Annotated in this window: 16 protein-coding genes and 1 other RNA gene; 14 read left to right on the forward strand and 3 right to left on the reverse strand. The window is 69.3% G+C overall.

What is annotated here, in order from left to right:
* Positions 1-19: 19 nt before the first annotated feature.
* From AC1DVI_RS05100 to AC1DVI_RS05110, 3 genes are all read right to left on the reverse strand, one after another.
* Positions 20-1,423 (reverse strand): FAD-linked oxidase C-terminal domain-containing protein, encoded by a 1,404-nt coding sequence (locus AC1DVI_RS05100; protein WP_476957008.1) that lies wholly within the window; start codon positions 1,421-1,423, stop codon positions 20-22.
* Positions 1,424-1,686: 263 nt separating this feature from the next.
* Positions 1,687-5,295, reverse strand: coding sequence for a hydantoinase B/oxoprolinase family protein (locus AC1DVI_RS05105; RefSeq protein WP_476957009.1), 3,609 nt, complete (start codon positions 5,293-5,295; stop codon positions 1,687-1,689).
* 110 nt (positions 5,296-5,405) lie between these two features.
* Complete coding sequence (locus AC1DVI_RS05110; RefSeq protein WP_476957010.1) at positions 5,406-5,960, reverse strand: GNAT family N-acetyltransferase; 555 nt, start codon at positions 5,958-5,960, stop codon at positions 5,406-5,408.
* Positions 5,961-6,282: 322 nt separating this feature from the next.
* Between AC1DVI_RS05110 and AC1DVI_RS05115 the strand changes: the two genes are divergently transcribed.
* The 14 genes from AC1DVI_RS05115 to ftsW all read left to right on the forward strand — a co-directional run bounded on the left by AC1DVI_RS05115 (position 6,283) and on the right by ftsW (position 22,284).
* Entirely contained in the window at positions 6,283-7,020 is a 738-nt protein-coding gene (locus AC1DVI_RS05115) for a TerB family tellurite resistance protein (RefSeq protein ID WP_476957011.1), read from the forward strand.
* Between the two features lie 219 nt (positions 7,021-7,239).
* Positions 7,240-9,066 carry an ATP-binding cassette domain-containing protein gene (locus AC1DVI_RS05120; protein ID WP_476957012.1) on the forward strand — a complete coding sequence of 609 codons (1,827 nt, stop codon included), beginning with the start codon at positions 7,240-7,242 and terminating at the stop codon, positions 9,064-9,066.
* A complete protein-coding gene (locus tag AC1DVI_RS05125; protein WP_476957013.1) occupies positions 9,063-9,941 on the forward strand; it encodes a DMT family transporter in 879 nt (292 codons plus the stop codon). Before AC1DVI_RS05120 ends, AC1DVI_RS05125 begins: the two co-directional genes overlap by 4 nt.
* A gap of 22 nt (positions 9,942-9,963) precedes the next feature.
* On the forward strand, positions 9,964-10,662 hold the full coding sequence (locus AC1DVI_RS05130; RefSeq protein ID WP_476957014.1) for an N-acetylmuramoyl-L-alanine amidase: 699 nt from the start codon (positions 9,964-9,966) through the stop codon (positions 10,660-10,662).
* Between the two features lie 75 nt (positions 10,663-10,737).
* An RNA gene (gene rnpB / locus AC1DVI_RS05135) (RNase P RNA component class A) lies at positions 10,738-11,140 on the forward strand.
* Between the two features lie 553 nt (positions 11,141-11,693).
* Positions 11,694-12,191, forward strand: a complete 498-nt coding sequence (locus AC1DVI_RS05140; RefSeq protein ID WP_145622566.1) for a division/cell wall cluster transcriptional repressor MraZ — start codon at positions 11,694-11,696, stop codon at positions 12,189-12,191.
* Entirely contained in the window at positions 12,188-13,186 is a 999-nt protein-coding gene (gene rsmH / locus AC1DVI_RS05145) for a 16S rRNA (cytosine(1402)-N(4))-methyltransferase RsmH (protein WP_476957015.1), read from the forward strand. Before AC1DVI_RS05140 ends, rsmH begins: the two co-directional genes overlap by 4 nt.
* On the forward strand, positions 13,183-13,923 hold the full coding sequence (ftsL, locus tag AC1DVI_RS05150) for a cell division protein FtsL (protein ID WP_476957016.1): 741 nt from the start codon (positions 13,183-13,185) through the stop codon (positions 13,921-13,923). The genes rsmH and ftsL overlap by 4 nt, the downstream gene beginning before the upstream one ends.
* Positions 13,920-15,725, forward strand: a complete 1,806-nt coding sequence (locus AC1DVI_RS05155) for a peptidoglycan D,D-transpeptidase FtsI family protein (protein WP_476957017.1) — start codon at positions 13,920-13,922, stop codon at positions 15,723-15,725. Before ftsL ends, AC1DVI_RS05155 begins: the two co-directional genes overlap by 4 nt.
* Positions 15,703-17,157, forward strand: coding sequence for a UDP-N-acetylmuramoyl-L-alanyl-D-glutamate--2,6-diaminopimelate ligase (locus AC1DVI_RS05160; RefSeq protein ID WP_476957159.1), 1,455 nt, complete (start codon positions 15,703-15,705; stop codon positions 17,155-17,157). Before AC1DVI_RS05155 ends, AC1DVI_RS05160 begins: the two co-directional genes overlap by 23 nt.
* Complete coding sequence (locus tag AC1DVI_RS05165) at positions 17,154-18,650, forward strand: UDP-N-acetylmuramoylalanyl-D-glutamyl-2,6-diaminopimelate--D-alanyl-D-alanine ligase (RefSeq protein ID WP_476957018.1); 1,497 nt, start codon at positions 17,154-17,156, stop codon at positions 18,648-18,650. The genes AC1DVI_RS05160 and AC1DVI_RS05165 overlap by 4 nt, the downstream gene beginning before the upstream one ends.
* Before the next feature lie 10 nt (positions 18,651-18,660).
* On the forward strand, positions 18,661-19,746 hold the full coding sequence (gene mraY, locus AC1DVI_RS05170; protein WP_014241218.1) for a phospho-N-acetylmuramoyl-pentapeptide-transferase: 1,086 nt from the start codon (positions 18,661-18,663) through the stop codon (positions 19,744-19,746).
* Between the two features lie 13 nt (positions 19,747-19,759).
* Positions 19,760-21,163 (forward strand): UDP-N-acetylmuramoyl-L-alanine--D-glutamate ligase, encoded by a 1,404-nt coding sequence (gene murD, locus AC1DVI_RS05175; protein WP_476957019.1) that lies wholly within the window; start codon positions 19,760-19,762, stop codon positions 21,161-21,163.
* A complete protein-coding gene (gene ftsW / locus AC1DVI_RS05180) occupies positions 21,163-22,284 on the forward strand; it encodes a putative lipid II flippase FtsW (protein ID WP_173400344.1) in 1,122 nt (373 codons plus the stop codon). Before murD ends, ftsW begins: the two co-directional genes overlap by 1 nt.
* The last annotated feature ends 4 nt before the right edge of the window (positions 22,285-22,288 follow it).

The following is a 22,288-nucleotide window of genomic DNA, read 5'->3' on the forward strand; positions in this document are numbered from 1 at the left end:
CGCTCCCCTTGCCCTATCCTCAGATGCGGACGACTTTGCCGGGGTTCATCCGGTTGTCCGGGTCGAAGGCGCGCTTCAGCTCGCCCATCACGGCGAAGGCGTCGCCGGCCTCCTTCTCCAGGAACTCCATCTTGCCGTAGCCGATGCCGTGTTCGCCGGTGCAGGTGCCGCCCATGGCGAGCGCCCGGTCGACCATGCGGTCGTTCAGGCGCTTGGCCTCGGCCAGCTCCTCCGGCTTTTCGGGGTCGATGACGTAGACGAGGTGGAAGTTGCCGTCGCCGACATGGCCGACCAGCGGGGCCAGCATCGAGGACTCGGCGATGTCCTTCTTGGTCTCCAGGATACAGTCGGCCAGCCGCGAGATCGGCACGCAGACGTCCGTCGGCCAGCCCTTGGAGCCGGGGCGCAGCGCCAGCGCCGCGTAATAGCCGTCGTGGCGGGCCTGCCAGAGCTTGGAGCGGTCCTCCGGACGGGTCGCCCAGGTGAATTCGCTGCCGCCATACTCCGCGGCGATGGCCGAGACCATCTCCGCCTGCTCCTTCACCCCGGCGGCGGTGCCGTGGAACTCGAAGAACAGGGTCGGAGCGACCTTGTAGTCCAGCTTGGAATATTTGTTCACCGCGTCCATCTGGACCTCGTCCAGCAGCTCGATGCGGGCGACGGGGATACCGGACTGGATGGTCTGGATCACCGTGTCCACGGCGCCGCGGATGTCGTTGAACGGGCAGACCGCCGACGAGATCGCCTCCGGAATGCCGTAGAGGCGCAACGTCACCTCGGTGATGATGCCGAGCGTGCCCTCCGCCCCGACGAACAGGCGGGTCAGGTCATAGCCGGCGGCCGACTTGCGGGCGCGCCCGCCGGTCTTGATGATCCGGCCGTCGGCCAGCACCACGGTCAGCCCCAGCACGTTCTCGCGCATGGTGCCGTAGCGCACGGCGTTGGTGCCGCTGGCGCGGGTGGAGGCCATGCCGCCGAGCGAGGCGTCGGCGCCGGGGTCGATGGGGAAGAACAGGCCGGTGTCGCGCAGATGCTCGTTGAGCTGCTTGCGGGTCACGCCGGCCTGGACGGTGACGTCGAGGTCCTCCGGGCTGACGCGCAGAACCTCCTTCATGGTCGACACGTCGATGCAGATGCCGCCAGCCAGCGCGGCGACGCCGCCCTCCAGCGAGGTGCCGGTGCCGAAGGGGATGATCGGCAGCTTGTGCTTGGCGCAGAGCGTGACGATGGCGCTGACCTCCTCGGTGGAGGTGGCGAAGGCGACGCCGTCGGGCGGGAAGTTGGGGTGGTAGGACTCGTCCTTGCCGTGATGCTCGCGCACCGCCGCGGCGGTGGTGAAGCGGTCCCCAAGCAGGGCCTTGAACTCGGCCTTCATCTCGTCGGTGAAGGCGACGCGAGGCTGGGCGGCGGGTACGGCGGTCATGGACGAATCTCCCCCAGGGGTACTTTTTGGCACGATGCCGTGCGGTGGTAGGACCGGAGAAGCTAAGCCCCGCCGCCCGCGCAGACAAGCGACTCGCGCGCATGGGTGGGTGCCGCAGCAAAACCCTCTCCCCCTGGGGAGAGGGGAGGGTGAGGGGGCATTACGCCCGGCAGGGCGGAGAAAAGTCCCTGTTTTGCAGCATGGGCCGCCTTCGGCGCCCCCTCATCCTAACCTTCTCCCCAGGGGGGGAAGGGATTGGCTCCTCACACTTCCTCGTACCCGCCGCCGCCCGGGGTTTCGACGACCAGCACGTCGCCCTCCCCCATGGCGGTCTTGTCCTGGGGGCCGAGTTCCTCCACCGAGCCGTCGGTGCGCTGGACCCAGGTGCGCCCGATCTGGCCGGGGGCGCCGCCCTTCAGGCCGAAGGGGGGAACCCGGCGGTGGTTGGACAGGATGGCGGCGGTCATCGGCTCCAGGAACCTCAGGCGCCGCACCACCCCGTCGCCGCCGCGCCAGCGCCCCGCCCCGCCCGATTCGCGGCGGATGCGGAAGCTGTCCAGCAGCACCGGGAAGCGCCACTCCAGCACCTCCGGGTCGGTCAGGCGCGAGTTGGTCATGTGGGTGTGCACCGCGTCCGTCCCGTCGAAACCGGGACCGGCGCCGGAGCCGCCGCAGACCGTCTCGTAATATTGGTAGCGCTCGTTGCCGAAGGTCGTGTTGTTCATCGTCCCCTGGGCCGAGGCCAGCACGCCGAGCGCGCCGTAGAGCGCGTCGGTGACGCACTGGCTGGTCTCCACGTTGCCGGCCACCACCGCGGCGGGGTAGCTGGGCGACAGCATGGTGCCCGGCGGGATGACGATCTCGATGGGCTTCAGGCAGCCCTCGTTCATCGGGATCTCGTCGTCCACCAGCGTGCGGAAGACGTAGAGCACCGCCGCCCGGCACACCGCCGTCGGGGCGTTGAAGTTGCTGGTGAGCTGCGGGCTGGTGCCGGTGAAGTCCACCCGCGCCGACCGCTCGTCCTTGTCGATGGTGATGCGGACCTTGATGACCGCGCCGTTGTCCAGCTCCTGCACGAACTCGCCGTCGGTCAGCACGTCGATGACGCGGCGGACCTGCTCCTCGGCGTTGTCCTGGACCAGCTTCATGTAGGCGTTGACCGTCTCCAGCCCGAACTGGGCGACGATCCGGCGAAGCTCCCGCGCGCCCTGCTCGTTGGCGGCGATCTGGGCCTTCAGGTCGCCCAGGTTCTGCGCCACGTTGCGCGCCGGCTGCGGCCCGGCGGTGAAGAGGGCGACGACTTCCTCCTCCAGGAAGCGGCCCCGCTCGACGAGCTGGATGTTGTCGAGAAGGACGCCCTCTTGGTCGATGGTCGTGCTGTCCGGCGGCATCGAGCCGGGGGTGATCCCGCCGACGTCGGCGTGGTGCCCGCGCGAGGCGACGTAGAACAGCACGCGCTCGCCGGCCTCGTCGAAGACCGGGGTGATGACCGTGATGTCCGGCAGATGCGTGCCCCCGTGATAGGGGTCGTTCAGCATGTAGACGTCGCCGGGATTCATCGCCCCGTGGCGCCGCTCCACGATGGCGCGCACGCTCTCGCCCATCGAGCCGAGATGCACCGGCATGTGCGGGGCGTTGGCGATCAGCCCGCCGTCCGCGTCGAACAGGGCGCAAGAGAAGTCCAGACGCTCCTTGATGTTCACCGAATAGGCGGTCTTCTCCAGCGTGAAGCCCATCTGTTCGGCGATGGACATGAACAGGTTGTTGAAGACCTCCAGCATCACCGGGTCGGCCTTGGTGCCGATGGCGAGGCGCTGCGGCAGCTCCTCGAAGCGGGTGAGCACGAGGTGGTTCTTGCGCGTCACCTCGGCGATCCAGCCGGGCTCGACCACCGTGGTGGCGATCTTCTCCCGGATGACGGCGGGGCCGGTCACGCGGTTGCCGGGCTGGAGCTGGTCGCGGTCGTAGACCGGCGCCTCGCGGTCGGCGCCGCCCGTGTGCAGGGTGACGGTGGCGAGGCGCCGCGGCAGGGCGCCGGTGACGCTGGGCAGGTCCTGGTCGTCGGCGCTCTCGGTGCGGCCCACGGCCTCCACCGACACGGCCTCGACCACCAGGGCCTTGCCCTCCATCATGAAGCCGTAGCGCTGGCGGTGCGCCGCCTCGAAGGCCGCGGCCATGGCGTCGAGCGGCCCGAAATCGACGACCAGCGGGCTGTCGGAGCCCTCCACCTTGATGTGCGCCTTGCGCAGGACGGCGAGACGGTCCTCCGGCACGCCCTGGCGGGCCAGCTCCATGCGCCCCTCGGCCTCCAGCGCGGCGAGCGTGGCGGTCAGCTCGTCCACCAGGGCGTCGTCGAGGCGGGCCTCCACCGCGCGCTCGCGGATCGCCACCGTGTCGGCGAGGCCGATGCCGTAGGCGGACAGCACGCCGGCGTGCGGGTGCAGGAAGACCTTGCGCATGCCCAGCGCGTCGGCGACCAGACAGACATGCTGCCCCGCCGCCCCGCCGAAGCCGTTCAGCGTGTATTGGGTGACGTCGTAGCCGCGCTGGACCGAGATCTTCTTGATGGCGTTCGCCATGTTGTCCACGGCGATCTTCAGGAAGCCCTCGGCCACCTGATGCGGGGTCATCGCGGTGCCCAGCGCCTCGTTCACCTCCTCGGCCAGATCGGCGAACTTTTCGCGGACGACGGCGGCGTCGAGCGGCTGGTCGGCCTCCGGCCCGAAGACGTGGGGGAAGAAGTCGGGGTGCAGCTTGCCGACCATCACGTTGCAATCGGTCACAGTCAGCGGCCCGCCGCGGCGGTAGCAGGCCGGGCCGGGGTTGGCGCCGGCGCTCTCCGGCCCGACGCGGAAACGCGCCCCGTCGAAGAAGCAGACCGAGCCGCCGCCCGCCGCCACGGTGTGGATGTGCATCATCGGGGCGCGCATCCGCACCCCCGCCACCACCGTGTCGAAGGCGCGCTCATACTCCCCGGCGTAGTGCGACACGTCGGTGGAGGTGCCGCCCATGTCGAAGCCGATGACCCGGTCGAAGCCGGCCATGCGCGCGGTGCGCACCGCCCCGACGATGCCGCCCGCCGGGCCGGAGAGGATGGCGTCCTTGCCCTGGAACCAGCGCGCGTCGGTCAGCCCGCCGTTCGACTGCATGAACATCAGCCGCACGCCGGAGAGGTCGCCGGCCACCTGCTCCACATAGCGGCGCAGGATCGGCGACAGGTAGGCGTCGACCACCGTGGTGTCGCCGCGCCCGACGATCTTCATCAGCGGGCTGACCTGATGGCTGACCGAGACCTGGGTGAAGCCGATGGAGCGGGCCAGCGCCGCCACCTGCTTCTCATGATCCGGGAAGCGGTAGCCGTGCATCAGCACCACCGCGGCGGCGCGGAAGCCGTCCTGGTAGGCCTGCTCCAGCTGGACCCGTACGGCGCGCAGGTCCACGGCCTTCAGCACCGTGCCGTCGGCCTTGACCCGCTCCGGCACCTCGGCCACCCGCTCGTAGAGCAGCTCGGGCAGGACGATGTGGCGGGCGAAGATCTTCGGGCGGGCCTGATAGCCGATGCGGAGCTGGTCGCCCAGCCCCTCGGTGATGAGCAGCAGCGTGCGCTCGCCCTTGCGCTCCAGAAGCGCGTTGGTGGCGACGGTGGTGCCCATCTTCACCGCCTCGACCGCTTCCGCCGGGATCGGCTGGTCGGGGGCGAGGCCCAGCAGGTCGCGGATGCCCTGGATGGCGGCGTCGCGGTAGCGTTCCGGATTCTCCGACAGCAGCTTGTGCGTGACCACCGACCCGTCCGGGCGTTTGGCCACGATGTCGGTGAAGGTGCCGCCGCGGTCGATCCAGAACTGCCACCGGCCCGGCTGTTGGGGCGCCATATCCCACTCCCTGATGTCTTGGCTTTACGGGGAGTGTGACCATACGCCGCCGCCGGTCAAGACGGGGTGCACGAAAGGGTGGGATGCGCTTCGTTCCCCTGCCCGTTCGGTCAGGCCGCCTTGAGCAGCGCGGGCAACCCGTCCAGCATGGCGTTCACTGCGCCGGCCCCGTCCTCGAACGCCTCCAGCGCCAGCGAGACCTGGGAAGGCCGCGGCAGGTCGAAGGTGATGGCGAACTCACCGCCGTCGCGCTCCATCGTTCCGCCGAAGCGGCGCGACAGGGCGCGCATGCGGGTGTTGTCGGACAGGCACATCATATGGACCTGCCGGATGCCCCGGTTGGCGGCGATGGACAGCGAGCGGCGGACCAGGGTGGAGCCGACGCCCCGCCCCTGAAACCCCGTCTCGACGCTGATCGCCAGCTCCGCGGCACCCGGCCACAGCAGCCGGTCGAAGCACAGCTCCACCGCGCCCCGCAGCTCGCCGCGGTCGAACAGGCCGAGCAGCGCGGTCCGCGTCCAGTCGAGCGACTCGCAATGCTGGGCGATGACTTCGTCGGAGACGGTGCCGGTGAAGCGGGCGTAGCGGTCCGCCTTGTCGAGCCGCAGCAGATGCGCGCGGTATTGGCCGCGCTCGGCGGGGAGAAGCTTGCGGATGGCGGACATGGGGGGACTCGTGGCGCTGGTGATTCGGGACATCGCACCGCTTCGCGTCGTCCGCTTCCCCATCGGCGGCCTGGACCGGTCGCCCTCTTTTGTTGCGGCGCAACATGGCGAAGGAGCGGCCGAAGGGCAAGCCCTCTGACCACGACAACAAGGCTCCGTTGCAGCGCAGCAACATTCCGCTCCGCCGGAAAATTCCCTACCTCCAACGGATGAAAAGGGCGCGGCGCGCGAAGATGCTGGGAAACAACGAAAAAGTATGGGGCCGGTTGGCGCGGCGCCGGACTGCCGGTATGCTGCTCCCTCGGTCGAAAGGCGGATAACAATGAGCATCTGGGGCAGCGTCCTGGGCGGGGCGGCCGGTTTCACCATCGGCGGCCCGATCGGGGGCCTGATCGGTCTGGCCGCCGGCTATGCGGTGGGGCGCGGCATCCGCGGCCTGTGCGGCCCGGCGGATGGGACCAAGTCCATCGCCTTCACCATCGGCGTGATCGCTCTGTCGGCGAAGATGGCCCGCGCCGACGGCGTGGTGAAGCGGGTGGAGGTGGACACCTTCAAGCGCCTGTTCCGCGTCCCGCCGGAGGAGCTGGACACGGTGGGCCACGTCTTCGACCTCGCCCGCAAGGACACCCACGGTTTCGAGGACTACGCCCAGCAGATCGCCGGCCTGTTCGAGGACCGCCGTGCCGTGCTGGAGGAGCTGCTCGACAGCCTGCTGGCCATCGCCGAGGCCGACGACGAGCTGCACGAGACGGAAGTCGAGTATCTGCGCACCGTCGCCCATATCTTCGGCTTCAGCGACGAGGAGTTCGAGCGCATCGTCGCCGGCCACCACATCGCCGGCACGCCGAACGAGACCGACCCCTACGGCGTGCTCGGCGTCTCCCGCCGCGCCAGCGACGAGGCGATCAAGGCCGCGCATCGCCGTCTGGTGCGCGAGCATCACCCGGACGTGCTGATCGCCCAGGGCATGCCGCAGGAGTTCGTGGATCTGGCGACACAGAAAATCGCCGCCATCAACGCCGCCTACGACCGGATCGAGAAGGAGCGCGGGCGGGGGTGAAGGGCGGTTTCGCCGGGGCCCCCCTCCCAACCTCCCCCCGCTTCGCAGGGGGAGGAGCCATTCCCTCCCCTGCGATAGCGGGGGAGGGTTAGGGTGGGGGCCCCGGCGAAACCGCCCCCCTTCCCTCCCCGTGCATCCCCGCCCCGGCGCAATCGGGTGTCGCGAGCCTGCGGACCGCACGCTATATAAGCACACCTCCGCACACCGTATCGTTGGGTCATGGCTCCTCCCGCTCCGATCACCGCGCTCCAGGGCGTGTCCGTCACCTTCGGCGGCCGTCCGCTGTTCGAAACCATCGACCTGTCCATCGGGCGGGGCGACAAGGCCTGTCTGGTCGGACGGAACGGGTCCGGCAAATCGACGCTGATGAAGGTGCTGGCCGGCATGATCCAGCCGGACGGCGGCACCGTATTCACCCAGCCCGGCGCCCGCATCGCCTATCTGCCGCAGGAGCCGGACTTCACCGGCTGCGCCACCGTCCACGACTACGTCGCCGCCGGCCTGCCCGCCGACGAGCGGGACGAGACGCACCGGGTGGACGCCGTGCTGGACCGGCTCCAGGTGCCCGGCCATCTCGACCCCAACACACTGTCGGGCGGCGAGGCGCGGCGCACGGCGCTGGCCCGCACGCTGGTCGGCGCCCCCGACGTCATGCTGCTGGACGAGCCGACCAACCACCTCGACCTGCCCACCATCGAGTGGCTGGAGGAGGAGTTGCTGGCCTACCGCGGCGGGCTGCTGCTGATCTCGCACGACCGCAGCTTCCTGAACCGGCTGGCCAAGCGCACGCTGTGGCTGGACCGCGGCACGGTGCGCGCCACCGACCGCGGCTTCGCCGAGTTCGAGACCTGGCAAGCCGAGGTCTTCGAATCGGAGGAGATCGCCGCCCAGAAGCTGAACCGCAAGATCGAAGGCGAGATGAAGTGGCTGCGCGAGGGCATCTCGGCCCGGCGCACCCGCAACATGGGCCGCGTGCGCGCCCTGCTCCAGCTCCGCACCGACCGCGCCGAGCACATCAAGGGCGGCCAGCAGGCCAAGCTCGCCGTCGCCGAGGCCGAGCGCGGCGGCCGGCTGGTCATCGAGGCCGAGCACATCGCGAAGGGCTTCGACACGGCGGACGGCCGCAAGACCATCGTCAACGATTTCTCCACCCGCATCCTGCGCGGCGACCGGGTGGGGCTGATCGGACCGAACGGCGCCGGCAAGACCACCCTGCTGAAGATGCTGACCGGCCAGATGGAGCCCGACAGCGGCACGATCCGGCTGGGCACCAACCTGGAAACCGCCTATTTCGACCAGCGGCGCGACGGGCTGGACCCCGAGGACACCATCCGCAAGGTGCTGTGCCCCTTCGGCGGCGACAGCGTGATGGTCAACGGCCAGCCACGCCACGTCGCCGGCTACATGCGCGACTTCCTGTTCGACACGCGCCAGCTCGACAGCCCGGTCAAGGCCCTGTCGGGCGGTGAGCGCAACCGGCTGCTGCTTGCCCGCCTGTTCGCGCGGCCGAGCAACATGATGATCCTCGACGAGCCGACCAACGACCTCGACATGGACACGCTGGACCTGCTGGAGGATGTGCTCGGCGACTATCAGGGCACGCTGCTGCTGGTCAGCCACGACCGCGATTTCCTCGACCGTCTGGTGACCAGCACCATCGCGGTGGAGGGGGACGGCGTGATCGCCGAATATCCCGGCGGCTATTCCGACTATCTGATGCAGCGCCCGCCGCCCAAGGAGAAGGCCGCCGCCCCGGCCAAGGCGAAGCCCGCCGCCGCCCCGGCGGCCGCCAAGCCGAAGGGTAAGCTGAGCTACAAGGACCAGCGCGAGCTGGACGACCTGCCGGCCCGCATGGACAAGCTGGCCGCCGAGGTGGCGACGCTCGAATCGGCGCTGGCCGACCCCGACCTGTTCGCCCGCGACGCCGCCAGGTTCCAGAAGACGTCCGACCGGTTGCAGGCGAAACAGAATGAGCTGGCCGCCGCCGAGGAGCGCTGGCTGGAGCTGGAGGCCCTGCGCGAGGAGCTGGAAGGCGGCCGCGGATGAGTCTGCGCGACTCGCTGCTGGCGCTCCTGGTCATGGCGACCTGGGGCCTGAATTTCGTCGTCGCCAAATGGGGACTGGCCGAGTTCCCGCCGCTGTTCATCATGGCGCTGCGCTTCCTCGCGGTGGCGGCGCTGATCCTGCCCTTCAAGCGGATTCCCTGGAGCGCGGTGCGGCCCATCGCGATCTTGTCGGTGACTCTGGGGACTGTGCATTTCCCGCTGATGTTCACCGGGCTGAACGGCATCGACGCGGCCACCGCCTCGCTGGCCGCGCAGGCGCAGGTGCCCTTCTCCTCCCTGCTGGCCGCGCTGGTCTTCAAGGACAAGCTCGGCTGGCGCCGCGCCACCGGCATGGCCGCCGCCTTCGCGGGCGTCGCGGTGATCGCGGGCGAGCCGCGGTTGTCCGGGTCGCTGGTGCCGCTGTTCATGATCCTCGCCGCCAGCTTCGCCTTCGCCGTCGCCAGCATCCAAATGAAGCTGATCGTCGGGGTGGACGGCTTCGCGCTGAACGGCTGGATGGCGCTGTTCGCCGCCCCGCAGCTGCTCCTGCTCTCCTTCCTGTTCGAGGAGGGGCAGATGGCCGCGCTCACCGACGCCACCCTGTGGGGCTGGGGCGCCATCGCCTACATGGCGGTGGGCGTGACGATCGGCGCCTATGGGATGTGGTACCCGCTGCTGCGCAAATACTCGGTCAACCAGACCATGCCCTTCCTGCTGACCGTGCCGGTCTTCGGCGTGCTGGCCGGCGTTCTGCTGATGGACGATCCCTTCACGCTCCGGCTGGTCCTGGGCGGGCTGTTGACCGTGGGCGGCATGGCCGTCATCGTGAAGCGGCGCCCGACGGCGCTGGCGGAGAAGGTGACGAATCCGACCTGAGGAAGCCCGACCTGAGGACACCATGACGCGCACGGGCACCGGATGCATCGACCGTCCCTCCCCCAACCATGGGCCGCGGCCCGACGGCGTGGGGGTGGAGCTGCTGATTCTCCATTACACGGGAATGCCCACCGCCGAGTCGGCCCTGAGCCGGCTGTGCGACCCCGAGGCCCAGGTCAGCGCCCACTACACGGTGGACGAGGACGGCGCCGTCTACGCCCATGTCCCGGAAGACCGCCGCGCCTGGCACGCCGGCCTGTCCTCCTGGCGCGGGCGGGCCGACGTGAACAGCCGATCCATCGGAATCGAGATCGTCAATCCGGGGCACGAGTTCGGTTACCGCCCCTTCCCCGCCGCCCAGATGGCCGCCGTGGCGGATCTCTGCCTGGACGTCATGGGCCGTCATGGAATCGCGCCCGCCGATGTGCTCGGCCACAGCGACATCGCGCCCGCCCGCAAGGAGGACCCCGGCGAGCTGTTCGACTGGCCGGGGCTGGCGGCGCGTGGAATCGGCCTATGGCCGGAGCCCACCGCGGCGGACGACTCGGCGGATTCTGTAGAGGACGTGGCGGCGCTTCTGGGACGCTATGGGTACGACGCCGCCGAATCGCGGGTTCTGCTGTCCTTCCAGCGCCACTTCCACCCCGAGCGCCTGACCGGGGACTCCGATCCCGAGACGCTGCGCCGCCTGCGCGCGCTGCTGCGGATGACCGGGCGCTGAGAATCCGAATCGCCCCCGAACACCGTTGCGAATCGAAGTTGCGAATCGAACGGCGACCCTATACACAGTGCCGCGCCAGATGGCCGGATGGCCGCCTTCGACCTTTTGGATCGGGGGAGGAAAGTCCGGGCTCCACGGAAACACGGTGCCGGCTAACGGCCGGCGGGGGCGACCCTAGGGAAAGTGCCACAGAGAGCAAACCGCCACCGGCCTCGCGCCGGCGGTAAGGGTGAAAGGGTGCGGTAAGAGCGCACCGCGCGCCTGGCAACAGGGGCGGCACGGTAAACCCCACCGGGAGCAAGACCGAATAGGGGCGGCACGGCCCGCCATCTCTTATGGGATGGTCTGGGGCCAAGCGCGTTTCCGCGCCGCCGCCCGGGTTGGTTGCGTGAGGCGCCGGGCAACCGGCGTCCCAGATGAATGGCCATCCATCAGGGTAACCTGAGGACAAAACCCGGCTTACAGGCCATCTGGCGTTTACCCCCACCACCTCCGGACACCGGACCACCCCTTTTCCGCAGCGCGGGACCGGGATGGCACCCCCTTGTCCACAGATGTCCCCAGCTTCATCCACAGGCGGTGGATAACTGTGGGGCAAATTCCCATGCCGTCCCATGCCATGCCTCGGTAGGTTACCCCAGCAGGCTATACCATTCGTAGGGTGCGATTCGCCTTTATGGAAAGCCACATGATGGGAACCATTCGCGGGACTCACGGAACATCCTGCGAACTCTGTGGGGCAACGCCGCGTAATCGCTCATTAGCGCGCTGATACGTTGCCGATTCTCGCCGATTCGGATCACCTATTTGCACGCTGGCAACACATCGGCCCAAAAGTCTTGACAGCACCATATGAATACTGGAGGGGGCGTTGACGCCCAAACTGTCCCATGCTATCCCATGAAAGCCCAGTTCGGAGGGGGAACTACCCAACCAAGGTAGCCAAACCGGGCGCGTTCAGCGGCAAGAGCGGATAGGGCTTCGCGGCGGCGAGGACCGGCAACGGGATAAGGGGGGCGTTCGTCAGGCCGATGGCCATTTTCCTGTCCACATACGTCAACAAAGTTGACAGGAAAGGCCGCTGCTCCATCCCGGCGCAGTTCCGGCAGTCGCTTGCCAAGACGTCGGCTCCCGGCACCGTCTATCTCTGGCCTTCGCTGAATCATCAGGCGCTGGAAGGCGCCGATCAGGATTATCTCGACGTGCTCTCCGAAAGCCTGGAATCCCCCGATCTGGATTCGGACGAGCGCGACATGATCGAGACCTTCATCTTCGGCAAGCTGATCCCCGTCTCGCTGGACACCGAGGGCCGGATCGTCCTGCCCAAGGAACTGGCCGAATTTGCCGGAATCGACGAGGAAGCCGCCTTCATCGGCCGCCGCAAGACCTTCCAGATCTGGGAGCCCGGCGCCTTGAAGGCCCATGAACAGACGCTGCGCGACCAGGTCGTGCGCAAGGACATTTCGCTGAGCCAGATCGTCGCCAAGGCATCCCGCGCCGCCGCCAACCGGGGAGGGGAGGGCGCATGACCACTCCCACACCCGTCTCCACCGCCCCGGCCTCTCCCCACATCTCCGTCCTGCTGAACGAGGTCGTGGACGCGCTCTCCCCGCGCGATGGCGGCGTCTATGTGGACGGCACCTTCGGCGCCGGCGGCTATTCCCGCGCGATTCTCGATCGGGCCGACTGCCGGGTCTGGGGAATCGACCGTGACCCCGAAGCCATCGAGCGCGGCCGCCGGCTCGCCCTCGCCTATCCGGGCCGGCTGGAGATCGTCGAAGGCCGATTCGGCGACATGGACCGGCTGCTCGCCGAGCACGGCGTCGAATCGGTGGACGGCGTGGCGCTGGACATCGGCGTCTCCTCCCCGCAGATCGACGAGCCGGAGCGCGGCTTCTCCTTCCGATTCGACGGTCCGCTCGACATGCGGATGGGACGCGATGGGCCGACCGCCGCCGACGTGGTGAACACCGCCACCGAGGCCGAGCTGGCCGACATCGTCTTCCATTACGGCGAGGAGCGCATGGCCCGCCGCGTGGCCCGCGCCATCGTCGCCGCGCGGCTGGACACCCCCTTCGCGCGCACCAAGCAGCTGGCCGACGTGGTGCGGTCGGTGGTGCCGAAGGGGAAGGGCGACGCCATCGACCCGGCGACCCGCACCTTCCAGGCGCTGCGCATCCATGTGAACGACGAGTTGGGCGAGCTGCGCCGCGGCCTCGCCGCCGCCGAATCGCTGCTGAAGCCCGGCGGCCGCCTCGCCGTCGTCTCCTTCCATTCGCTGGAGGACCGGGAAGTGAAGACGTTCCTGAAGGAACGCTCCTCGCCCCCGCCCTCCCCGTCCCGACACGCGCCGAGCCTTGCAGCGGACGCGCGTTCCCCATCCTTCCGGCTCCTGTCGCGCAAGCCCATCGTGCCGACGGACCAGGAAGCCCACAGCAACCCACGCGCGCGCTCTGCCCGGCTGCGCGCGGCTGAACGCACGGCGGCGCCGGCCTATCCGGCGCCCGGCAAGGAGGCGGCATGAAATACAAATCCGCACTTTTCTGGGGTGGCCTGATCGCCGCCGCTGGCTTCGTCCTGTTCGAGACCAGCTACGAGGTTCAGGAGCTGGAGGAAAAGCTGGGCTCGCTCAACCGCAAGATCATGGTGGAGCAGGAGGCCATCCAGGTCCTCAAGGCCGAGTGGAGCTTCCTGAACGACCCGACCCGTCTCGAGAACCTGTCGCGCGAGCATCTGGCGCTGCAGCCGACCGAGGCGCGCCAGTTCGTGGCGATGAACATCGTCCCGATGCGCCCCTCCCCCACCGTCGCGCCGGAGGAGGCCCCGCTGCCGCCGATGGTCCGCAACCAGACGCCGGGCAAGGTGCCGAACGTGGCGACGGCCTCCACCGGGGACAGCGTCGTGGGCGGCGGCGCCATCATTCAGGGCGGCGTTCAGGGCGGTGTGATCATTCCGGCCTCGGCCTCGCCGATCAAGCCGGCCCCGATCAAGCCTTCGGCCATCGTGCCGGCCTCGGCCAAGGTCCCGCCGCTTCCCTCGCCCCTGCCCTCCGCCGCCAAGTCGGCCCCGGCTCCGGTGGTGACGACCAAGCCGACGGAGATCGCCACCAAGCCGCCGGTCACCGCGCGGACGCTGGCGCCGCCGCCCGCGGCCCGTCCGCAGCCGCAGCAGGCCGGCTTCCAGGCCGCCCCGCCGCCGGCCGCTCCGGCCCAGCATGACAGCATCGGTCTTCTCGTCGCCCGTCTCGGAGCCAACCGATGAGCGTTCCGCCGCCCGGCATCGATCCCGCGCACGGCGCCTACAGCGTTCCGCCCCCGGCTTCCAAGCCGCGGACGTCGCTGTCGGTCGCGCTGGAGCAGAGCCGGAACCGGTTGATGGTGACCGCGGCCATGGTCGCCGTGGTCTTTACCGCCATCGGCGTGAAGCTGGTGGACGCGACCCTGTTCAACCACGCGGCGGAACCGCGCCCGCGCATGGCCGCGGAGGTCGACGCCCCACCGGTCAACCGCGCCGACATCGTGGACCGCAACGGCAACCTGCTGGCGACCTCGCTCGCCACGCAGTCGCTCTACGCCGACCCGAAGCTGGTGAGCCGTCCGGACGAGGTGGCGCGCAAGCTGACCACCGCCCTGCCGGAGCTGGACTACAAGGATCTGCTGACCAAGCTCAGCGGCGACAAGCGGTTCGTCTGGATCAAGCGCAACCTGACGCCCAAGCAGCAGGCGGCGGTGTTCCGGCTGGGCCTGCCCGGCGTCTATTTCGAACGGGAGGAGCGCCGCTTCTACCCGGCCTCCAACCTGACCTCGCATCTGGTCGGCTTCACCGGCGTGGACAACAACGGCCTCGCCGGGCTGGAGCAGCAGTTCAACAAGCGGCTGACCACCGACCCGAAGCCGCTGCAACTTTCGATCGATCTGCGCCTTCAGCACATCCTGAAGAAGGAATTGCAGACGACGATCGAAGAATTCAGCGCCATCGGCGCCACCGGCATCATTTACGATGTCCGCAACGGCGAAGTCATGTCGATGGTCTCGCTGCCCGACTTCGACCCGCACAACCCGACGGGACTTGACCCGGACACGCTGTTCAACCGCGCGACGCTCGGCGTGTACGAAATGGGCTCCACCTTCAAGATCTTCAACACGGCGATGTCGCTGGATTCGGGCAAGATCCGCGTCTCCGACACCTTCGACACGATCAACAACATCAAGGTGGGCCGCTTCACGATCCGCGAATACCACCCGTTCCGCCACAATCTGACGGTGGCGGAGGTGTTCCAGGAATCGTCGAACCTCGGGTCGGTGCGCATGGCCATGTCGCTGGGCGTGCAGCACCAGAAGTCCTTCATGACCAAGCTGGGCATGACCCGACCGACCTCGCTGGAGTTGCCGGAGAATGGCTGGCCGCTGGTGCCGAATCCGTGGCGGGAGGTCAACACCATGACCATCTCCTTCGGCCACGGCATGTCGGTCAGCCCGATGCACACGGTCAACGCCGCGGCCTCGATCATCAACGGCGGCGTGCTGCACCCGCCGACCCTGCTGAAGCGCGACCCCGCGGTCGAGATTCCGGGCGAGCAGGTCATCAGCCCGAAGACCTCGGCGATGATGCGCCGCCTGTTCCGCTTCGTGGTCACCGACGGCACGGCGAAGTCGGCCAACGCCAAAGGCTACGTCGTCGGCGGCAAGACCGGCACGGCGGAGAAGCAGAAGGGCCGGAGCTATGCCCGGAACTCCCGCATGTCGTCGTTCCTCGGCGCCTTCCCGATGCACGACCCGCGCTACATCGTCTATGTCCTGGTGGACGAGCCGAAGGGCACCAAGAAGACCTACGGCTTCGCCACCGGCGGCTGGGTCGCCGCTCCCGCGGTCGGCCGGATCGTGAAGCAGATCGGTCCGCTGCTGGGCGTCCAGCCGGTGGACGAGGCTTCCCCCGACGTCATCAACGCCACCTACATCAACACCGCCGGTCAGACGACCCCACCCGCACCGCCGCCTCCGCCCGCGCAACCGAAAGGCAGCACCGTTGCTTCTGTCCCACCTGCTGGCAACAAGCCCCGCTGACGCGGCGTCCTCCGTCGAGGTGCCGTCCGTCAATGTGACCGGGTTGACCGCGGACAGCCGCGCGGTCAGGCCCGGTTTCGTCTTTGCCGCCCTCCCGGGCGCGAAGGCGGACGGGCGCGCCTTCATCGCCGACGCGCTCGCCAAGGGCGCCGTCGCGGTGGTGGCGCCCGTCGGGACCGCCCTGCCCGCCGGCAGCGCCGCGACGCTGGTCGCGGACGAGCAGCCGCGCCGCCTCTTCGCCCGCCTCGCCGCCGCCTTCCACGGGCGGCAGCCGGACACCGTGGTGGCGGTGACGGGGACCAACGGCAAGACCTCCACCGTTCAGTTCGCCCGCCAGATGTGGGACCTGATGGGCCTGAAGGCGGCCAGCCTGGGGACGCTGGGGCTGATCGGGCCGGGGCTGGATGATTACGGCGGGATGACCACCCCGGACCCGGTATCGCTTCATCGCGACCTCGCCGCCGTCAAGGACAAGGGGATCGAGCATCTGGCGATGGAGGCGTCCAGCCACGGGCTGGAGCAGTTCCGTCTCGACGGCGTGGTCCTGAAGGCCGCAGGCTTCACCAACCTGACCCGCGACCATCTGGACTACCACGGCACCATGGAGGCCTATCTCCAGGCCAAGGCGATGCTGTTCGAACGGGTGTTGCCCGATGGGGGAACCGCCGTCCTGAACGCCGACAGCGGCACTTTTGCCGAGCTTGCCGGGATTTGTTCACAGCGCGGTCACCGCGTCTTCGGATACGGTCTGGCCGGTCGCGAGATCCGGGTGAACGGGGTCGAGCCGCTGGCCCACGGCCAGCGCCTGGACCTGACGGTCCTGGGCCGCGACATCACCGTGGACCTGCCGCTGGCGGGCCGCTTCCAGGCGTGGAACGTGCTGTGCGCGCTCGGCCTGGTGATCGGCTCCGGCGCGGACCGTGACGAGGCTCTCGCCACCCTGCCCCGCCTGGACGGCGTGCCGGGGCGCCTGCAGCACGTCGCCACCCACCCCTGCGGGGCGGCGGTCTATGTCGATTTCGCCCACACGCCCGACGCGCTGGAAACGGTGCTGCTGGCGCTGAAGCAGCACGCCCGGAACCGCCTGATCGCGGTGTTCGGGTGCGGCGGCGACCGCGACCGCGGGAAGCGGCCGGTGATGGGGGAGCTGGCCGGCCGTCTGGCCGACCGCGCCATCGTCACCGACGACAACCCGCGCACCGAGGTGCCGGCGGCCATCCGCAAGGAGGTCCTGGCGGGCCACCCGGCCCTTGAGGAGATCGGCGACCGGCGCGAGGCCATCCGCGCCGCCGTCCGCAGCCTCCGGCCCGGTGATGTCCTGGTCATCGCCGGCAAGGGACATGAGCATGGTCAGATCGTCGGGACGGAGGTCCTTCCCTTCGACGACGCGACCGAGGCACGAGCCGCCGTGGCGGAGGTTGGAGCAGCATGAGCGAGGCCAAGACCATCCTGTGGACCGCCGAGGACGCCGCCGCCGCCACCCGCGGTCAGGCGACGCGCTCCTGGGCGGCGACCGGGGTCAGCATCGACAGCCGCAAGGTGGCGCCGGGCGACCTGTTCGTCGCCATCAAGGGGCCGAACTTCGACGGGCACGACTTCGTGGCGAAGGCGCTGGAGGCCGGCGCCGCCGCGGCGCTGGTCAGCACCGTGCCGCCCGGCGTTCCGGGCGACGCCTCCCTTCTGGCGGTGGAGCAGGACACGCTGGCGGCGCTGGGCGATCTCGGCCACGTCGCGCGGCTGCGCACCCAGGCCAAGGTGGTGGGCGTCACCGGCTCGGTCGGCAAGACCAGCACCAAGGAGGCGCTGCGCCACGTCCTGTCGGCGCAGGGCCGCACCTTCGCCACCGAAGGCAGCCTGAACAACCATTGGGGCGTGCCCCTGTCGCTGGCCCGCATGCCGGAGGACAGCGAGTTCGGCGTGTTCGAGCTGGGCATGAACCACGCCGGCGAGCTCGGGCCCCTGTCGCGGCAGGTCATGCCCGACGTCGCGGTCATCACCACGGTGGACGCGGCGCATCTGGAGTTCTTCGACTCCGTCGAGGCGATCGCCGACGCCAAGGCCGAGATCTTCGAGGGCATGAACCCCAACGGGGTCGCCGTGCTGAACCGCGACAACCCGCATTTCGGGCGCCTCCTGGCCGCCGCGCGCACCCAGGGGCTGAGCCGCATCTGGAGCTTCGGCTCCCACGCCGACGCCGACGCGCGTCTGGTGGACTGCTCCCTGCACGCCACCTGCAGCGCCGTGACCGCGGTCGTCCGGGGCGAGCGCATCCAGTACAGCCTGGCGCTGCCCGGCCGGCATTGGGTGATGAACAGCCTCGCCGTGCTGCTGGCGGTGAAGGCGCTGGGCGCCGACGTCGCCGCCGCGGGGCGCGCGCTGTCCACCATCGCGCCGGTGAAGGGCCGCGGCACGCGCAAGCGCGTCCAGGCCGCCCAGGGCGCCTTCACCCTGATCGACGAGAGCTACAACGCCAGCCCCGCCGCCATGGCCGCGACCTTCGCGGTGCTCGGCAAGACCGACCCCGGTGCCGGCGGCCGGCGCCTCGCCGTGCTGGGCGACATGCGGGAGCTGGGCGACCGCGCCGACGCCCTGCACGCCGCGTTGGCCGAACCGCTGCGCGCCGCGCATGTGGACGCGGTCTACGCCTGCGGTCCGCACATGCGCGCCCTGTTCGACCGCCTGCCCGCCGCCAAGCGCGGCGCCTGGACGGAGACCAGCGCCGAACTGGCCCCCATCCTGGCCGGCGCGGTGCGCGGCGGCGACGTGGTGCTGATCAAGGGGTCGCTGGGCAGCCGCATGGCGACGGTGGTGGACGCCCTGTCCGCCCTGGACACCAAAGACGACAAACAAACCGAAAAGAACAACAACGGCTCCTCGCCCGCGGCTGACACGGATCAGACCGCGGCGCACGGGCACAAAGGCTGACCGCTTCACGATGCTCTACAACCTGCTCTTCCCTCTGGCGGACGTCTTCACGCCGTTCAACCTGTTCCGGTATCTGACCTTCCGGACGGGGGGCGCGGTGCTGACGGCGCTCGTCATCAGCTTCGTGTTCTTTCCGCGTCTGATCGCGTGGCTGAAACGCAAGCAGGGCGAGGGCCAGCCGATCCGCTCCGACGGGCCGGAAAGCCATATGAAGAAGAAGGGCACGCCCACCATGGGCGGCCTGATGATCCTGATCGCCGTGTCGATCAGCACGCTGCTGTGGGTCGACCTGACCAACGCCTACACCTGGATCGTGCTGCTGGTGACGATCGGCTACGGGCTGATCGGCTTCGGCGACGACTATCTGAAGCTGACCAAGCGCAACACCAAGGGCCTGTCGGGCCGCTTCCGCCTGACCTGGGAGATCATCATCGGCGTCTCCGCCGCCGCCGCCATCATGTATGTGTCGGCCCCGCCGCTGTCCGGCGGTCTGGCCGTGCCCTTCGTGAAGGACTTCCTGATCCAGCTTTCCTGGTTCTTCATCCCCGTCGGCGCCTTCGTCATGGTCGGGGCGTCGAACGCGGTGAACCTGACCGACGGGCTGGACGGGCTGGCCATCGTGCCGACGATGATCGCGGCGGGCTGCTTCGGCCTGATCGCCTACCTCACCGGCAACGCGATCTTCGCCAACTACCTCCAGATCCACCATGTGCCCGGTGCTGGTGAGCTTGCCGTTTTCTGCGGGGCTCTGGTCGGTGCGGGGATCGGTTTCCTCTGGTACAACGCGCCCCCCGCCATGGTCTTCATGGGCGACACCGGCTCGCTGGCCCTCGGCGGCGCGCTGGGAGCCGTCAGCGTGGTCACCAAGCACGAGATCGTGCTGGCGATCATCGGCGGCCTGTTCGTGCTGGAGACCGTGTCGGTGATCGTCCAGGTCGCCTCGTTCAAGCTGACCGGCAAGCGGGTGTTCCGCATGGCGCCTCTGCACCATCACTTCGAGAAGAAGGGATGGGCGGAGTCCACCGTGGTCATCCGCTTCTGGATCATCGCCTCCATCCTGGCCCTGGTCGGCCTGTCCACGCTGAAGCTCCGCTGAGGGTCGCCGCCCGATGATCAACCTGTTCTACATGGAAGGACTGCCGGTGGCGGTCATGGGGCTGGGAAAGTCGGGCCTCGCCACGGCGGAGGCGCTGACCCAAAGCGGCGCCGACGTCTGGGTGTGGGACGACAACGAGTCCAGCCGCGCCGCCGCGCTCGAAAAAGGCTACAAGGTCGTCGACCTGACCACGGCGGACCTGACCGAGCTGACCACCATCGTCTGGTCGCCGGGCATCCCGCACACCCACCCGAAGCCCCACCCGGTCGCCCTGCGCGCCCGCGCCGCGAACATCGAGCTGGTCTGCGACATCGAGCTGCTGGCCCGGTCGGAGCGCGATTCGGCCTACATCGGCATCACCGGCACCAACGGGAAGTCCACGACGACGACCCTGATCGGCCATGTGATGGAGGCCGCCGGGCGGCGCATCGCGGTCGGCGGCAACCTGGGCACCCCGGCGCTGACCTTCCCCTCCGTGGGGGCCGGCGGCAGCTACGTTTTGGAGATGTCGAGCTACCAGCTCGAGCTGACCTACTCGATCACCTTCGACGTGGCGGTGCTGCTGAACATCACGCCGGACCATCTGGCACGGCACGGCGGCATGGACGGCTACGTCGCCGCCAAGAAACTCGTCTTCCACCGCCAGACCAAGCCGCGCACCGCGGTGATCGGCGTGGACGACCCGACCTGCCGGGCCATCTGGGAGGAGCTGAAGGCCAAGGGCGACCAGGTGATCTGGCCGGTCTCCGCCCTGGGTCCGGTGCCCGGCGGCGTCTACGCCGCGGACGGCTGGCTGGTCGACGACACCTTTGGCGCCGCGGAGCGCGTGGCCGAGTTGGCCGCCTTCCCGGCGCTGCTCGGCACGCACAACTGGCAGAACGCCGCCGCGGCCTACGCCGCTTGCAAGGCGGCGGGCGTGCCGACCCCGGCCATCGTCGCCGCCATGACCACCTTCCCCGGCCTCGCCCACCGCCAGCAGCTGGTGCGGACCATCGACGGCGTGCGCTTCGTCAACGACAGCAAGGCGACCAACGCCGACGCGACGGAAAAGGCGCTGGCGACCTTCGACCCGATCTATTGGATCCTCGGCGGTCAGGCGAAGGAGACCGGGCTGGACGGGCTGGAGGCCTACGCGCCGCGCGTCCGCCACGCCTTCCTGATCGGCGAGGCGTCGGACCGCTTCGCCGCGTGGCTGGAGGCCAACAAGGTTCCGCACACCCGCTGCGGCACGCTGGACGTGGCGGTCAACGCCGCGGCGGAGCTGGCGCTGGCCGAGGCGCTGCCCGGCGCCTGCGTGCTGCTGTCGCCGGCCTGCGCCTCCTGGGACCAGTTCGCGAATTTCGAGAAGCGCGGCGAGGCCTTCGCCGACGCCGTGAACCGCCTCGAAGGCAACGCCGTTCCGGGGGACCGCGCCTGATGATGACCTTCGACCGCACCGACCAATCCATCTTCGGCCGCTGGTGGTGGACGGTGGACCGCTGGCAGCTCGCCGCGCTGGCGGTGCTGATGGCGCTCGGCACGGTCCTGATCACCGCGGCCAGCCCGCCGGTGGCGGAGCGCATCGGCATCCAGGACACCTTCTACTTCGTCGAACGCCACCTGATGATGCTGATCCCCAGCGTCGCCATCATGTGCGGCGTCTCGCTGCTCAGCCCGCGCGGCGTGCGGCGGGCGGCGCTGGCGGTCTTCCTGATTTCGGTGGCTCTGGTCTACGCGACGCTCGTCGTCGGCGTCGAGATCAAGGGCGCGCGGCGCTGGATTCACATTCCGGGCCTGTCGATCCAGCCGTCGGAGTTCGTGAAGCCGGCCTTCGCGGTGGTCGGGGCGTGGCTGTTCTCGCTGTCGCGCACCAACCCCGGCTTTCCCGGCACGATCCTGTCGATCCTGCTCTACGGCCTCACCGTCGGCGGCCTGCTGCTCCAGCCCGACCTGGGCATGACGGTGGTGGTGTCGGCGGTGTGGTTCTCGCAGTTCTTCCTGGCCGGGCTGAACATCATGCTGGTCGGCGGCCTCGGCGTGCTGGGCGTCGCCGGCCTCGTCGGCGCCTATTTCACGCTGCCGCACGTCCACAGCCGCATCAACCGCTTCCTCGACCCGTCCAGCGGCGACACCTATCAGGTCAGCCGCTCGCTGGAGGCCTTCGCCAACGGCGGGCTGATGGGCACCGGCCCCGGCCAGGGAACGGTGAAATATTCGCTGCCGGACAGCCACGCCGACTTCATCTTCGCCGTCGCCGGCGAGGAGATGGGGCTGATCTTCTGCCTGATCATCATCATCCTGTTCGCCTTCATCGTGCTGCGCGGCTTCGCGCGGGTGTTCAACGACACCAACTATTTCGTGCTGCTGGCGGCGAGCGGCCTGCTGATCCAGTTCGGCCTGCAGGCGGCGATCAACATGGGCTCCGCCCTGCATCTGATGCCGACCAAGGGCATGACGCTGCCCTTCATCTCCTACGGCGGCTCCTCGCTGCTGGCGCTGGGCTTCGGCATGGGGATGGTGCTGGCGCTGACCCGCAAACGCTTCGGCCCGGCGGAGTGACGCG

The sequence above is a fragment of the Azospirillum sp. P4_B5 genome (genome assembly GCF_056402275.1).

Excerpts from the sequence above, each read along its gene's own strand:
- rsmH (WP_476957015.1), top strand. The coding sequence starts at position 12,188 with ATGACCACTCCCACACCCGTCTCCACCGCCCCGGCCTCTCCCCACATC.
- AC1DVI_RS05100 (WP_476957008.1), bottom strand. The coding sequence starts at position 1,423 with ATGACCGCCGTACCCGCCGCCCAGCCTCGCGTCGCCTTCACCGACGAG.
- AC1DVI_RS05155 (WP_476957017.1), top strand. The coding sequence starts at position 13,920 with ATGAGCGTTCCGCCGCCCGGCATCGATCCCGCGCACGGCGCCTACAGC.
- AC1DVI_RS05140 (WP_145622566.1), top strand. The coding sequence starts at position 11,694 with ATGGCCATTTTCCTGTCCACATACGTCAACAAAGTTGACAGGAAAGGC.
- ftsL (WP_476957016.1), top strand. The coding sequence starts at position 13,183 with ATGAAATACAAATCCGCACTTTTCTGGGGTGGCCTGATCGCCGCCGCT.
- AC1DVI_RS05105 (WP_476957009.1), bottom strand. The coding sequence starts at position 5,295 with ATGGCGCCCCAACAGCCGGGCCGGTGGCAGTTCTGGATCGACCGCGGC.
- ftsW (WP_173400344.1), top strand. The coding sequence starts at position 21,163 with ATGATGACCTTCGACCGCACCGACCAATCCATCTTCGGCCGCTGGTGG.
- murD (WP_476957019.1), top strand. The coding sequence starts at position 19,760 with ATGATCAACCTGTTCTACATGGAAGGACTGCCGGTGGCGGTCATGGGG.
- AC1DVI_RS05120 (WP_476957012.1), top strand. The coding sequence starts at position 7,240 with ATGGCTCCTCCCGCTCCGATCACCGCGCTCCAGGGCGTGTCCGTCACC.
- AC1DVI_RS05130 (WP_476957014.1), top strand. The coding sequence starts at position 9,964 with ATGACGCGCACGGGCACCGGATGCATCGACCGTCCCTCCCCCAACCAT.
- mraY (WP_014241218.1), top strand. The coding sequence starts at position 18,661 with ATGCTCTACAACCTGCTCTTCCCTCTGGCGGACGTCTTCACGCCGTTC.
- AC1DVI_RS05125 (WP_476957013.1), top strand. The coding sequence starts at position 9,063 with ATGAGTCTGCGCGACTCGCTGCTGGCGCTCCTGGTCATGGCGACCTGG.
- AC1DVI_RS05110 (WP_476957010.1), bottom strand. The coding sequence starts at position 5,960 with ATGTCCGCCATCCGCAAGCTTCTCCCCGCCGAGCGCGGCCAATACCGC.
- AC1DVI_RS05115 (WP_476957011.1), top strand. The coding sequence starts at position 6,283 with ATGAGCATCTGGGGCAGCGTCCTGGGCGGGGCGGCCGGTTTCACCATC.
- AC1DVI_RS05165 (WP_476957018.1), top strand. The coding sequence starts at position 17,154 with ATGAGCGAGGCCAAGACCATCCTGTGGACCGCCGAGGACGCCGCCGCC.